The sequence below is a fragment of the Halomonas sp. H2 genome, assembly GCF_050215315.1.
Taxonomy (GTDB): domain Bacteria; phylum Pseudomonadota; class Gammaproteobacteria; order Pseudomonadales; family Halomonadaceae; genus Vreelandella.
Genome location: NZ_CP189760.1, coordinates 637,251 through 651,234, shown reverse-complemented (window position 1 = coordinate 651,234; position 13,984 = coordinate 637,251). Strand labels below are relative to the sequence as shown.

General features: G+C 55.4%; 11 protein-coding genes. 9 read left to right on the top strand and 2 right to left on the bottom strand.

All coding sequences use genetic code 11. The features are described from left to right. Positions 1-15 precede the first annotated feature (15 nt). From ACQE2I_RS03025 to ACQE2I_RS02985, 9 genes are all read left to right on the top strand, one after another. A complete protein-coding gene (locus tag ACQE2I_RS03025) occupies positions 16-1,317 on the top strand; it encodes an IS1380 family transposase (RefSeq protein ID WP_427028136.1) in 1,302 nt (433 codons plus the stop codon). Positions 1,318-1,430: 113 nt separating this feature from the next. Next, the gene (locus ACQE2I_RS03020; protein WP_427030032.1) at positions 1,431-2,162 is read left to right on the top strand and encodes an aminotransferase class I/II-fold pyridoxal phosphate-dependent enzyme; all 732 of its coding nucleotides are present in this window, start codon (positions 1,431-1,433) and stop codon (positions 2,160-2,162) included. 3 nt (positions 2,163-2,165) lie between these two features. Beyond that, positions 2,166-3,380, top strand: a complete 1,215-nt coding sequence (gene moeB, locus ACQE2I_RS03015) for a molybdopterin-synthase adenylyltransferase MoeB (protein ID WP_087107911.1) — start codon at positions 2,166-2,168, stop codon at positions 3,378-3,380. 9 nt (positions 3,381-3,389) lie between these two features. Further along, positions 3,390-3,815: a Mov34/MPN/PAD-1 family protein gene (locus tag ACQE2I_RS03010; RefSeq protein ID WP_087107909.1), complete on the top strand. Its 426-nt coding sequence runs from the start codon at positions 3,390-3,392 to the stop codon at positions 3,813-3,815. A 16-nt stretch (positions 3,816-3,831) separates the two neighbouring features. Further along, positions 3,832-4,140, top strand: a complete 309-nt coding sequence (locus tag ACQE2I_RS03005; RefSeq protein ID WP_087107907.1) for a MoaD/ThiS family protein — start codon at positions 3,832-3,834, stop codon at positions 4,138-4,140. 12 nt (positions 4,141-4,152) lie between these two features. Further along, on the top strand, positions 4,153-4,989 hold the full coding sequence (locus tag ACQE2I_RS03000) for a tryptophan 2,3-dioxygenase (RefSeq protein ID WP_087107905.1): 837 nt from the start codon (positions 4,153-4,155) through the stop codon (positions 4,987-4,989). Positions 4,990-5,007: 18 nt separating this feature from the next. After that, a complete protein-coding gene (locus tag ACQE2I_RS02995; RefSeq protein WP_087107903.1) occupies positions 5,008-6,396 on the top strand; it encodes an FAD-dependent oxidoreductase in 1,389 nt (462 codons plus the stop codon). Beyond that, positions 6,387-7,256 carry an alpha/beta hydrolase gene (locus tag ACQE2I_RS02990; RefSeq protein WP_087107901.1) on the top strand — a complete coding sequence of 290 codons (870 nt, stop codon included), beginning with the start codon at positions 6,387-6,389 and terminating at the stop codon, positions 7,254-7,256. The genes ACQE2I_RS02995 and ACQE2I_RS02990 overlap by 10 nt, the downstream gene beginning before the upstream one ends. Further along, complete coding sequence (locus ACQE2I_RS02985; protein ID WP_087107899.1) at positions 7,256-7,666, top strand: GlcG/HbpS family heme-binding protein; 411 nt, start codon at positions 7,256-7,258, stop codon at positions 7,664-7,666. The genes ACQE2I_RS02990 and ACQE2I_RS02985 overlap by 1 nt, the downstream gene beginning before the upstream one ends. A gap of 141 nt (positions 7,667-7,807) precedes the next feature. On the opposite strand, the gene ACQE2I_RS02980 is transcribed toward ACQE2I_RS02985, so the two are convergent. Both ACQE2I_RS02980 and gltB read right to left on the bottom strand, forming a co-directional pair. Further along, entirely contained in the window at positions 7,808-9,226 is a 1,419-nt protein-coding gene (locus ACQE2I_RS02980) for an FAD-dependent oxidoreductase (protein ID WP_192526569.1), read from the bottom strand. A 33-nt stretch (positions 9,227-9,259) separates the two neighbouring features. Next, positions 9,260-13,702: a glutamate synthase large subunit gene (gltB, locus tag ACQE2I_RS02975; protein WP_192537408.1), complete on the bottom strand. Its 4,443-nt coding sequence runs from the start codon at positions 13,700-13,702 to the stop codon at positions 9,260-9,262. Between the last annotated feature and the right edge of the window lie 282 nt (positions 13,703-13,984).

Genomic DNA, 13,984 nt, shown 5'->3' with positions numbered 1-13,984 from the left:
ACAACCGCTTCCAAAATGGTACCTGAAAAACTGACCTTCTCGCCACTCTCACGCCGCCAAATTGAAGCCGATTTCTCTGGGGGCCACATCACCTCCGATGCTGGATTGCTCCTGCTTCGTGAAGTCGATAAGCAACATCGCCTGACGCACCGCTTGGCCTCCGTGCTTCATGATCCCCGCGCACCGGAACAGGTTCGTCACAAGCACGACACTCTGGTTCGTCAGCGAGTGTTCGGTGTCGCCGCGGGCTACGAAGATTTCAACGACCATGAGGCCCTACGCTATGATCAGGCGCTTCAGACAGCGCTCGGTGAAGATAATGCGCTGGCAGGCAAGTCTACGCTGTGCCGGAGTGAGCAGAACGCCGATCGACAAGCGATGGTGAAGGCCCATGAGGTGCTGTGGCACCACTTCATTGAACAGCATGACGCACCCCCGAAGGAGATCGTGCTGGACTTTGATGGCACCGATATCCCTGTGCACGGTGAGCAACCCGGGAAGTTCTTTAACCGCTATTACGATCACCACTGCTACTTCCCGCTGTATGTCTTCTGTGGCCGCCATCTACTAGTGAGCTATCTGCGCACCAGTGACCACAGCGACAGCCATCACAGCTGGGCCATTCTGGCGTTACTGGTGCGCTTTATCCGCCAGTACTGGCCCGATACACGCATCGTGTTACGGGGTGATAGCCACTTTTGCCGCCCTCGGATGCTGAACTGGTGTGATCGGCATCATATCGACTACATCGTGGGCATCGGCAAGAACAGTCGGCTGCTCAAGGAAGTGGACGTGCCCATGATGCTGGTGCGCAAGACCCAGTGGGAGGTGGGCGGGAAAGTGGCAGAGACGTTCCGCTTCCAATATCAAGCACACTCCTGGAAGTATCCACGCTGGGTGGTGGCCCGTCTGGAAGAAGGCGAACTGGGCTCTAATCCCCGGTTTATCATTAGTTCCCGTTATGACGATGGCTTCAAACTCTACTACGAGCAGTACTGCGCTCGGGGCGACATGGAGAACCGAATCAAGGATCAACAACTGAGCCTGTTTGCTGACCGGACCTCCAGTACGCACTGGTGGGCCAATCAGTGGCGGCTGATCTTATCGGGCTTCGCCTATACGCTGTTCGAGCGCTTACGCACTTACCTGAAGAAGACCCCTTTTGAGCGCATGAGCCCAAGCAACCTGAGGCTCAAACTCATCAAAGTGGGCGCGGTCATCATCCGCAATACGCGCCGAATCCGGGTGTTGATGAGTGACAGCTACCCCTATAAAGCGCAACTATCCGATCTCATCAGGCGGTTAGTACCGAGCTGAATGCGCGGGCGCCCCCGGCCCGACGCAATGGGGGAAAGGGGGAGGTGTGTCTGAACGACGGAAAGAGGCTAAAAAGCAGGCAGTTTAAACCGTACCAATCGGCTTTTAGTGGTATGACGGCTTGGAGGTGGTACTGGCTGAGGTGCTATGAGAAATCCGGGCTAGCAGACGGGGAACATAATGTGTCAGCGATGCTTGAGGCTGGTGCAGGAGGATTGATCTATGTGGCCAACCCCAACAACCCCACCGGCAGCGTAACGCCCCATGATGCGCTCCTTCGACTGATTCACGGCGCCGCCAACCTGACCCAACAGGCCGTGGTGCTAGTAGATGAAGCCTATGTGGAATTCAGTGACGAGCCCTCGATGATCGCTGCACTACGAGAACATCCAAACTTGGTTGTTACACGCACCTTCTCGAAAATCTACGGACTGGCAGGTCTGCGCATTGGGTATGCAGTGGCGCAACCAGAGCTGCTTAATCGCATCCATACACAACCGGCTCATGACGTACCGGCACCGGCGGCAGCCGCTGCCCTTGCGTGTCTAGCTGACGAAGCCGAATGCACACGGCGTAAGCATGCCACTAAGAAGGAACGCCAAGCTTTCACAGATTGGCTAGGCGGCTATGGCTTGCGCCACAGCAACTCCCACAGCAACTGCCTATTGATCGACTGTCAACGGCCCGTCGCCACGATAATTGAGGAGCTCGCGCAACTGGGTGTGAAAGTCGGCAGAAGTTGGCCGGGACTTGATAAGTGGGTACGTATCACCCTTGGTACCACCGACGAAATGCACATCCTACGCCAAGCCTTGGCGCAAGTTTTGAACCTCGAACGGAGCTGACCTATGACCACTAGGAATCAACATGATGACGCATCGGTATTACCTCGAGACCTAGCACCTCTGGTTAGTAATCAAGGAGCCAAACTAATCCCTGAGGAGTTATCACGCTACAGTCGTCACATCTTAATTCCCGAATTAGGTTTGACTGGGCAGCAACGCCTAAAAAACGCCCGAGTTCTAGTGATTGGCGCCGGAGGATTAGGTTCTCCTACTCTGCTCTACCTAGCCGCAGCAGGTATTGGCACACTGGGCATCGTTGACTTTGACCTAGTCGAAGCCTCAAACCTGCAACGTCAAGTGATCCACAACATGAATACTTTGGGTCAGCCCAAGACAAAAAGCGCTAGCCTCGCCATCAAGGCACTAAACCCCAATGTAAAGGTGCAACTGCATGAGCTTCGCTTGGATAACAGCAATGCCCTTGAACTGTTCGACCAATACGACCTGATCATCGATGGGGCCGATAACTTCGCCACTCGTTATCTGGTTAACGACGCTTGCGTGATGGCCAATAAACCTTATGTGTGGGGCTCAATCTACCGATTTGAAGGGCAGGTCAGCGTATTTTGGGAAAATGCTCCGAATGGTGGGCTGAACTACAGAGACCTCTATCCTGAGCCACCCCCGCCACAATTCGCTCCGTCCTGCTCAGAAGGCGGCGTGCTCGGCGTTCTTTGCGCCGCTGTGGCTTCAGCGATGAGCACAGAAGCCATTAAGCTGATCACCGGTATCGGTGAGACATTGCTTGGCACACTGATGGTCTACGACGCACTACGCATGCGTCACCGTTATCTGCCGTTGCAGCGCGACCCTCAGCGTATACCTATAACCTCACTCCAGGACTATCCACAGTTCTGCGGTATAGGCCAGCCAACTAATGCACAGACCGAAGTACCAAGCATCAGCGCCACTGAGTTGCATACACTGCTGGTTAAAGAGCCCACAGTGACACTGCTGGATGTTCGCGAACAGAACGAGTGGGACATCGTCCATATTGAGGGCGCACATTTGCTGCCCAAGGCGTACGTACTAACTAGCCTTGGCCAAGGTGTCATGGCCGAAAAAGACGCACCTTACGTGGTGTACTGCAAGGCCGGCACCCGCTCCAGAGAAGTAGTCCAGGCGATGCTCACTGCCGGTTTCAGTAACGTGCGCAATTTGCAGGGTGGCGTATTGGCATGGGTACACGATGTCAATCCGACTCTAGCAAGTTACTAAGGTGCGATCATGCTGAATTTATCCACTTCAATGCGTGATGCCCTCTTCCGCCAAGCTCATGAGCAACACCCGATTGAATGCTGCGGCATCATCACCAGCTTGGCAGGAGAGCCCAGACCTCACCGACTGATACCTATGCACAATGCCGCTCAATCTAAAGACTTTTTCATCTTCGAGCCACGAGAACAACTACTAGTGTGGCGGGAAATGGACGTACGTAGTGAGTTTCCACTGGTGATCTATCACTCCCATACTGCCTCAAAACCCTATCCCAGTTCCACAGATGTAGATTATGCCGCTGCCTTTCCCGACGCCTACCACTTAATCATTAGCACCGTTAAACACTTCTGCCCAGCGATGCGCTGCTACTACATCAAGCATGGTCGGATACTGGAACAAGAGCTGACTTTCGAGCAACCCCCACTATTTTATTGATAAATAAGGAATCTAAATGCCTGTCACTATTCATATACCCACTATTATGCGCTCCTTAACCAATGGAGCTGCCACTGTTGATGCCCAAGGTAGTAACTTGGCTGACGTCATTGATGACCTGGAGCGAGATTGGCCAGGAGTGAAGCAACGACTGGTAAAGGATGATGCTCTGGTGAAATTTATAAACCTTTACGTCAACGATCAGGACGTGCGCTTTCACAGCGGCCTACAGACACCAATTAACGAGGGTGATGAGGTTATTATTCTCCCTGCCGTGGCCGGTGGTCAGATCAACTATATCTGCAAACCACTGACAAAGGCCTGAGGAGATACTACGATGCCATGCCCATTATCCGGCAGAAAGCGTGTGACGTCGGCCACCGCCCCGAACGAAATGCGCTATGACGATTATCTACATCTCAAGCAGATTTTAGACAGCCAAGTTCCACGCTCCGAGATCCCTGACGAATTGTTGTTTATCATCCAGCATCAGACAGCTGAACTGTGGATGAAGTTGATGCTGTATGAGTTGACCCAGGCGATTCAGCATTTGGGCAGTGATAACCTACCCGCCGCGCTGAAGGCCATCGCGCGAGTACAGCGGATCATGGATCACTTGAATCACGCCTGGAGCGTGCTGGCGACCCTAACCCCTAGCGATTTTCTTGCTATGCGCCCGTCGCTGGGCAGCGCCTCAGGGCATCAGTCCGTGCAGTTTCGTGAGATAGAGTTCCTGCTTGGCAACAAATCCTCAGCACACTTAGCAGACCACACTCAGGACGAACTGGCCCTGCATGCACTGCAAAAGCGTTTAATGGCGCCATCACTGTATGATGAAGTGGTGCGCCTAATGGCTGCACGCGGCATGGATATTGACCAGTCTCGGCTGCAATTTGAGCATAGTGAGCCAACTAGTCACTCTCCTTCAGTGGAAGCAGCTTGGTTGCAAGTGTATCGCCAGCCCGAGGAACACCGAGAGCTATACACCCTAGGCGAGCAACTAGTGGAATTAGAAGACAGCGTTAAGCACTGGCGCTTTCGCCACCTCTGCACGGTAGAACGAATCATCGGCCATCGCCAGGGAACCGGCGGCACCAGCGGAGTTAGCTACCTTCGCTCCACTCTCAACACAGTTCTATTCCCCGAACTCTGGCAGTTGCGCACCCACCTCTGAACCCAGGAGCCTATCACGATGGCGCGACATTCAACTCACCTCCCTCAAGAGCGCACTGCGCTGATCGTAGGAGCGGGGCTTGCTGGCCCTCTACTGGCCTGTTTGCTACAGCGCCAAGGCTGGCAAGTGACTCTTCTGGAAAAACGCGGTGACCCACGTAAAAGCTTGGCCAACACGGGTAAATCAATCAACCTAGCTCTGGCTGAACGTGGCCTACAGGCTCTGCGGCTAATTGGGCTAGAGGCATCTGTGCTAGCAGAAGCAGTGGCTATGCGCGGTCGGCGCGTGCATTCGCTGGGGAACCCCGCCAGCTACCAACCCTACAGCCCCCGTTCTGAAGACGTCCTATGGTCTATCCAGCGTGGCCGCTTTAATCAACAACTGCTTGCTGCCGCTGAAGCTGCCGGCGTACGCCTGCGTTTTGACACTCCGCTCGAACAAGTTGACTGGGCGGCACAATGTGCGCTAGCTGGAGGTGAACATCTTTCCTTCGACCTGCTGGTGGGTGCTGATGGTGCAGACTCAGCCGTGCGTCGAGCCATGGCACTCGTTACCTCGCTGGGAGAACACCGAGAGTGGCAACCCCACGGCTATAAAGAGCTCTATATGCCATCTCGCGCCGATGGCTGTCCGCGACTTGAGGCCGACGCTCTTCACATTTGGCCGCGTGGCGGACACATGTGCATCGCCCTACCGAACATAGACGGCAGCTTTACCGCTACGCTCTTCCTGCCGCACGACAATACCGACGAAGCCTGTTTCAAGCGCCTTGCGGAGGGTAAAGTAGCGCGGAGCTGGTTCGAGCGGATATACCCAGATCTATCGGAATATTTACCCAACCTAGAACAAGATTTCGAATACAACCCCACTGGCCAGCTTGGCTCCCTCTGGTTGCGCAAATGGCAAGTCGAGGGCTGCGCAGTACTGATCGGTGATGCTGCACACCCAATGGTGCCCTTCCACGGCCAGGGTATGAACTGCGCACTGGAAGATGCCACAGCGTTGGCAAAGTATCTAACAGCACAGCCAGAGTTGAGTAGAGCTCTAAGCGCCTATGAAGAAGAACGCCAACCCAACGCCAGCGCAATCCAGGCTATGGCACTAGAAAACTATGTTGAAATGCGAGAGCGGGTCAGTAGTGCTGGCTATCAACTGGAACGGCAACTGGCACAGTGGCTGGAAGCTGAGCACCCAGAACGCTTTATGTCTCGCTACTCCATGGTGACCTTCAGCAACCTTCCTTACGCCACTGCACAGGCTCGAGGAGAGATTCAATCAGAATTGCTTCGTCTGGCCGTCAAAGGTTGCAAGAGCTTCGAAGAGATCAACCTAGCTGCTGTGAAAAGTCAGTTGCATAGGCACCTAACGCCGCTATATCCCTTAGGAGGAATGGACGGATGTATGTGATGAAGGTTTCCGACCCTCTTGGCCATCAGCTTCCACTGAACAGACGAGAACGAGCCTATTCACCGAGCTCACTGGCACCTAGTTATAAGCAAACTCTCACTCAGTATAGATCTGATAGCCAAGCAGCCATTGCGCTCCTCGGCCAGCCGCGAGTATTACGCTATGGGCCTGCGGCTAGGGAAAAGATCCTCCTATTCCAGGCCACTCGATCCCCTGGGGCAACGATCGTATATATTCACGGTGGCTACTGGCAGGAACTGAGCGCAAAAGACTCGCTGTTCTCTGCCCCAGGCTTAAACGCTCATGGCTTAGACTACGCTGCAGTAGGCTATAGTTTAGCGCCGAATGTCCCTCTCGAATATATTGTCGACCAAGTTGCTCAGGCCTTGCTTACACTACGCACTTGGTACGCAGCTCGGGGCCAAGTGCCAAAAATCATCCTCGTTGGCAGCTCCGCTGGCGCACATTTGGCAGCAATGTTGCTGTGTCGGATCTGGCCAGATTCATCACCTTTCCAAGGCGCCTTGCTAGTTAGCGGCATCTACGATCTCCAACCCCTGGTCGGCACCTATATTAACCAGCCTCTACACCTAACACCCCATCAATCCGCACAGCTAAGTCCATTACACCTACCGATTCACAATCCTGTACCTGTCGCCATAGCTTGGGGAGAGATGGAAACTACTGTTTTCAAGTACCAGAGTTTAGCATTAGCCGAACGACTGACCCACTACATGCCAGTTACAGCAGTACGCAGCTGCAGCGGTCGTAACCACTTTGACATTGTCTTCGATATTGCCATCCCGCAGACCACCCTAAATCAGTGTCTGAAAACTCTGCTTACTCCGGAGAAACTTTGATGAAAGTACGCCATTGCCTCACTGATAAAGATGTTCAATCCATAGCCAATGCCGCTCGTCATTTCGCCCAACAGCATAACTGGCCAGTGGCAATTGCCATCGTTGACGACGGTGGTCACCTATTGAATCTTCAACGCCTAGAAGACGCTGCCCCTATGACAGTGGAGATGGCCACCGCCAAGGCTCGCACGGCTGCGCTGACGCGCCGTCCAACGCAGTTTTATGAAGAGTTAATTCTTGGTCAAGGGCGGCTGTCATTTCTGGCTACGCCTATGACAGGGCTTCTTGAAGGAGGCTTGCCAATCTATGTTCGCGACAATGTGATCGGTGCCATCGCAGTATCAGGGGTTAGCTCCGCTCAAGATACCCAGGTAGCCCAGTCAGGTATTGATGCGCTGGAGCAAGCATGAAATGAACCAGCAAATATTCAGGTTACAATTCGCCAAAGCATCACGGCCCACCCCTCACGAAAAGCATAGCCACTATAAATGTATACTGTAGAGGATCTTCGGGAAGGGCGAGGGGTGCCGCAAGCACCCCATTGCTCCGAATTACACGCCGAGGTAGTCCAATATACCTTCTGCCGCCTGGCGGCCTTCATAAATAGCCGTGACCACCAGGTCAGAGCCGCGCACCATATCGCCGCCGGCAAAGATTTTTTCATTGCTGGTCTGAAAGGCAAACTGGCCGTGCTCGGGGGCTTTTACCAGGTCACGCTCGTTCAGATCAATGCGTGAGCCTTCAAACCAGGGTGCTGGGCTTGCCTGGAAACCAAACGCTACAACCACCGCATCGGCGGCAATAATTTCTTCAGAACCTGGCACCACCTCAGGGCGACGGCGGCCGTTTTCGTCAGGTTCGCCGAGGCGAGTGCGCACAACCTTCACGCCTTCGACCTTCTCTTCGCCCACCACCGCCACCGGCTGGCGGTTGAACAGGAACTCAACGCCCTCTTCGCGCGCGTTGGTTACTTCACGGCGAGAGCCGGGCATGTTCTCTTCGTCACGGCGATAAGCACAGGTAACGCTCGCAGCACCCTGTCGGATCGAGGTGCGGTTACAGTCCATGGCGGTATCGCCACCGCCGAGAACAACGACGCGCTTGCCTTCCATCGAGATGTAATCGTTTGGATCTTTTTCGAATCCCAGGCAGCGGTTGACGTTAGCGATCAGGAAATCGAGCGCTTTGTACACACCAGGCAGGTCTTCACCGGGGAAGCCGCCTTCCATGTATTTATACGTGCCCATACCCAGGAAAACCGCGTCGTACTCCTGGAGCAGCGTATCGAACTCGATATCCGTGCCGATTTCGGTATTCAGACGAAACTCGATACCCATTTCCTCGAATACCGCCCGCCGACGCTCCATCACGTTCTTTTCAAGCTTGAACTCAGGAATACCGAAGGTTAACAGGCCACCGATTTCCGGGTACTTATCAAATACCACGGGCTTGACGCCGTTGCGCGCCAGAATATCGGCACAGCCAAGCCCGGCAGGCCCGGCGCCGACAATCGCGACTTTTTTATCCGTCCACACGACCTTGGACATGTCCGGGCGCCAGCCCATGGCAAACGCAGTATCGGTAATGTACTTCTCGACAGAACCGATGGTGACCGCGCCAAAGCCGTCATTGAGCGTACAGTCGCCTTCACACAGCCGATCTTGCGGACATACGCGGCCACATACTTCGGGCAGCGAGTTGGTTTTATGCGAAAGCTCAGCGGCTTCGATGATGTTGCCTTCCACGACCAGCTGTAGCCAGTTGGGAATGTAGTTGTGAACCGGGCATTTCCACTCGCAATACGGGTTGCCGCAATGCAGGCAGCGATGCGCCTGGCTTGCCGCATCAGTGGGTTTGAACGGTTCATAAATCTCAGCGAATTCTTTGGCACGCGTATGGGCGGCTTTTTTCTGTGGGTCTTGGCGACCCACATCAACAAACTGGAAATCGTTGTTTAAACGGTTAGCCATGATTTCTCTCCTCGAAGCGTAGACACAGGCGGTTTATTGCGGCTGACGCCGAGATTGATCCAGCAGACTGCCCAGGCTTGCCGCTTTTGGCTTCACCAGCCAGAAATGACGCAGGTAGTCGCTAAAGTCTTCTAAAATCGCGGCCCCACGGCTGGAACCCGTCTCTTCGACATAGGTGGTAATCAGCTCGCGAAGATGGCGGCGATACGCCTCCATGGCTTCCGTACTAATGCGATGAATTTCGACCAGCTCGTGGTTGTACTTGTCCACGAAGGTACGGTCTTCATCCAGCACGTAGGCAAATCCACCGGTCATACCTGCACCAAAGTTAACGCCCGTTTCACCCAGCACGCATACCAGACCACCGGTCATGTATTCGCAGCAGTGGTCGCCAGCGCCTTCAATCACCGCCGTGGCGCCTGAGTTACGCACCGCAAAACGCTCGCCTGCGGTGCCCGCGGCCATCAACGTGCCGCCGGTTGCGCCATACAGGCAGGTGTTACCGATAATCGCGGTTTTATGGCTTTCGAACTGGCTAACCTTAGGTGGCACGATCACGATCTTGCCGCCGTTCATGCCCTTGCCCACGTAGTCGTTGGCATCGCCTTCCAGGTACAGATTCAGGCCGCGGGCATTCCAGACGCCGAAGCTCTGCCCTGCCACCCCGGTAAAGCGTGCGGTAACGGGCGCGTTTTCCAGGCCTTCTTCCCCATAACGCTTGGCGATAGCGCCTGAGCTAAGCGCACCCACACTGCGATCACAGTTAGTGATGTTGAAGCTGAACTCACCGCCCGACTGGCTCTCGATAGCCTCTTTAAGCGCTGCCAATACTTCCTGGTTTTTAGCACCCGGGTCGTGAGGTACGTTGCGGCCCACCTTGCAGAACTGCGGCGCATCAGCAGGTACAAAATCGTTCGTCAGCAGCGGCATTAAATCGAGCTTGCGCTGGCTTGCCGTATTGCCTTCCAACACTTCCAGCAGGTCGGTACGCCCGATCAGGTCGGTCAACTGGCGCACGCCTAGCATGGCCATCAGCTCACGCACTTCTTCAGCGATAAAGCGGAAGTAGTTTTTGACCATATCCACCGTGCCGCGGAAATGCTCGCCGCGCAGGAAGTCGTCCTGGGTGGCAACCCCAGTAGCGCAGTTGTTCAGGTGGCAGATACGCAGGAACTTGCAGCCCAGCGCTACCATTGGCGCGGTACCAAAACCAAAGCTCTCCGCCCCCAGGATGGCCGCCTTGACCACGTCTAAGCCGGTTTTAAGGCCACCATCGGTCTGCAGACGAATCTTGTCGCGCAGGCCATTGATACGCAGCGCCTGATGCACCTCAGGCAAGCCCAGCTCCCAGGGGGAACCAGCATGCTTGATCGAGGTGAGCGGGCTTGCAGCGGTGCCGCCATCGTATCCAGATACTGTGATGAGGTCGGCGTAAGCCTTGGCAACGCCCGTGGCGATAGTGCCAATACCCGGCTCGGATACCAGCTTCACCGATACCTGCGCCTCTGGATTAACCTGCTTGAGGTCAAAAATCAGCTGTGCCAGGTCTTCGATTGAATAGATATCGTGGTGCGGCGGCGGTGAAATCAGCGTGACGCCGGGCACCGCATGGCGCAGGCGAGCGATAAGCGCGTTGACCTTGCCACCCGGCAACTGACCGCCCTCGCCCGGCTTGGCGCCTTGGGCCACCTTGATCTGCAGCACTTCGGCATTGACCAGATAAGCCGGCGTGACCCCAAAGCGGCCCGAGGCAATCTGCTTGATCTTGGAGCTGCGAATGGTGCCGTAACGTGCGGGGTCTTCGCCGCCTTCGCCGGAGTTGGAGCGTCCGCCGGCTTCGTTCATGGCCTGGGCCAGGGCTTCGTGGGCTTCTGGTGAGAGTGCGCCCAGGGACATGCCCGCGCTATCAAAACGTGGCAGCAGCGCATCAACCGGCTCAACGTCATCCAGCGGAATTGGCGTTTCAGCGGCTTTAAGCGTGAGCAGATCACGAATGGTCGCGACAGGACGCTCGTTCACCAGCTGCGCGAATTTTTTCCACTTGGCGTAACTGCCTTCCTGAACGGCTGCCTGCAGCGACTTTACTACATCAGGGTTGTACGCATGGTACTCATGACCATGCACATACTTGAACATACCGCCCTGGGAGATACCTTTACGGGTAATCCAGGCGTCCTTGGCCAACAGCTCTTGCTGCATCTGTAGTTCAGCGAAGCCTGCGCCCTGTATACGCGAGGCCATACCCACAAAGCAGGTGTTCATCACTTCATCTGAAAGCCCGACGGCTTCAAACAGCATGGAGCCACGGTATGAAGCCAGCGTCGAGATACCCATTTTGGAGAGTATCTTGAACAGCCCTTTCTGCAGGCCTTTGCGATAGTTCTCCCGGCCGTCGGCCGGATTACCGGAAAGCTCGCCGGTGCGGTGCATATCGGCCATAACCTGATAGGCAAGCCATGGGTACACGGCGGTGGCACCAATCCCAAACAGCACGGCCATTTGGTGCGCATCACGGGCGTAGCCGGTTTCAACGATAATATTGGCATTAGGACGCAACGCCAGACGACCCAGATGCGTGTGCACCGCGCCAACAGCCAGCGGTGCCTGAATGGGAATCAGCCCCTTGGGCAGGTCCGCATCGGTAAGCACCAGCAGTACTTTACCCGCTTTTACCTGGGCTTCGGCTTCCTGGCAAAGCGCATTGACCGCCTGCTGCAAGCTTTGCTGCTCGGGATCGTAACCCATGGACAGCGTATAGCTTGCAAACGCCGGGTCGTCCTGGTCGATCAGCGCGGTAAATTTACGCGGTGAAAGCACCGGCGTAGTAAGAATCAGGCGATGGGCGTGCTCGGGCGTTGCCTTAAAGACATTGAGCTCCGCGCCACAGCAGGTTTCCAGCGACATCACGATCGCTTCGCGCAGCGGGTCAATCGGCGGATTGGTTACCTGAGCAAACTTCTGACGGAAGAAGTCGGTCAAAAGGCGCGGGCGGCTTGAAAGTACCGCCATGGGCGTATCGTCACCCATCGACCCTACGGCTTCCTGGCCGCTTTCCGCCAGCGGGCGCAGCACCTGGTCGCGCTCTTCAAAGCTGACCTGGAACATTTTCTGCTGCACATTCAGCGCATCGGCTTCCATGGACTGGAAACTTGCAAGTTCGGTGAGTGCCGACTCAAGGTAGTTGGCTTCCTGCTTGAGCCAACGCTTGTAGGGGTAGGCCGATTTCAGGCGGTCATCGATATCCTGGGTATGCAGCACTTCGCCGGTCTGGGTATCGACAGCGAGCATTTGCCCCGGACCCACGCGCCCTTTAGCGACGACGTCTTCAGGCTTGTAGCCATAGGTGCCGACTTCCGACGCCAGGGTGATATAGCCGTTTTTAGTGATTACCCAGCGCGCCGGGCGCAGGCCGTTGCGGTCCAGCATGCACACCGCCTGGCGGCCATCGGTCATTACCACGCCTGCAGGGCCATCCCACGGCTCCATATGCATGGAGTTGTATTCGTAAAAGGCGCGCAGCTCCGCGTCCATGGTTTCAACGTTTTGCCAGGCCGGCGGCACCATCATACGCACGGCACGATGCAGCTCCATACCGCCGGTCAGCAGCACTTCGAGCATGTTATCCATGCTGGAGGAGTCGGAACCGGTGGTATTGACGACTTCATCGAGCTTATCGATATCGGGCAAATACTCGCTCACGAAGTTAGCCTTGCGCGAGTTAGCCCACCCGCGGTTAGCCTCAATGGTATTGATTTCACCATTGTGAGCCAATAAGCGGAACGGCTGCGCCAGCGGCCAGCGCGGTGCGGTATTGGTCGAGAAGCGCTGGTGGAACACGCAGATAGCAGTTTCCAGACGCGGGTCGTTCAAGTCCTTATAGAATGCCGGCAGATCTTCCGGCATTACCAGTCCCTTATAAGACACCACTTCCGCCGAGAGCGACGCCACATAGAAATCTTCATCGCCGCGCAACGCCTGCTCGGCGTAACGACGGGCCATGAAGAGGTCCACGGTGAACTGCTCGCTCTTGCCTGGCTCGACAAAAACCTGCTCAATACGCGGTAGGCAGTCCAGCGCCATCGGGCCGCATACGCTTGAATCGGTAGGCACCACACGCCAGCCCGCCACCTGAAGGCCACGTGCGCTCAGCTCGCGCTCGACAGTGTCACGCGCTTCAGTTGCCTGAGCATCATCGCTAGGCAGAAATACAACGCCTACCGCGAACTGCTCATTAAGCGCCACGCCCAAGGCTTCTTGGGCGGCTTCACGCATAAACTGGGTCGGCATTTTGAGCAATAGACCACAGCCGTCGCCGGTTTTACCGTCAGCAGCGATACCGCCCCGGTGTGTCATGCACGTGAGCGATTCGATCGCCGTTTTCAGCAAGTCGTGACTGGCCTGCCCTTCCATATGCGCAATAAGGCCAAAGCCGCAGTTATCGCGAAACTCGCCAGGCTGGTGGAGACCTCTATTCATGGGCGTGCCTCTAGTCAAGGTATTTTATTAGCAGCGTTCTTATGGTTTAATGGCAGGTTTTTCTTTTTTTATGAAGCTTTTTAACCGCCTAGAACAGGGCGCCCGCCCGATCCGCTGCTGCAAGAAAATGGTCGCTCAGCATAGCGATTCGCCCCCTTCCTGCGCAATCACTGCAAAACGACAATTAACAGAAAGTCTTTTCAAATCCTACAGTTGCAACCCAGTTAACAGGAAAAAAGATATACACTTCAAGCACTTGCAAAGCCATATAACGTTATTTCA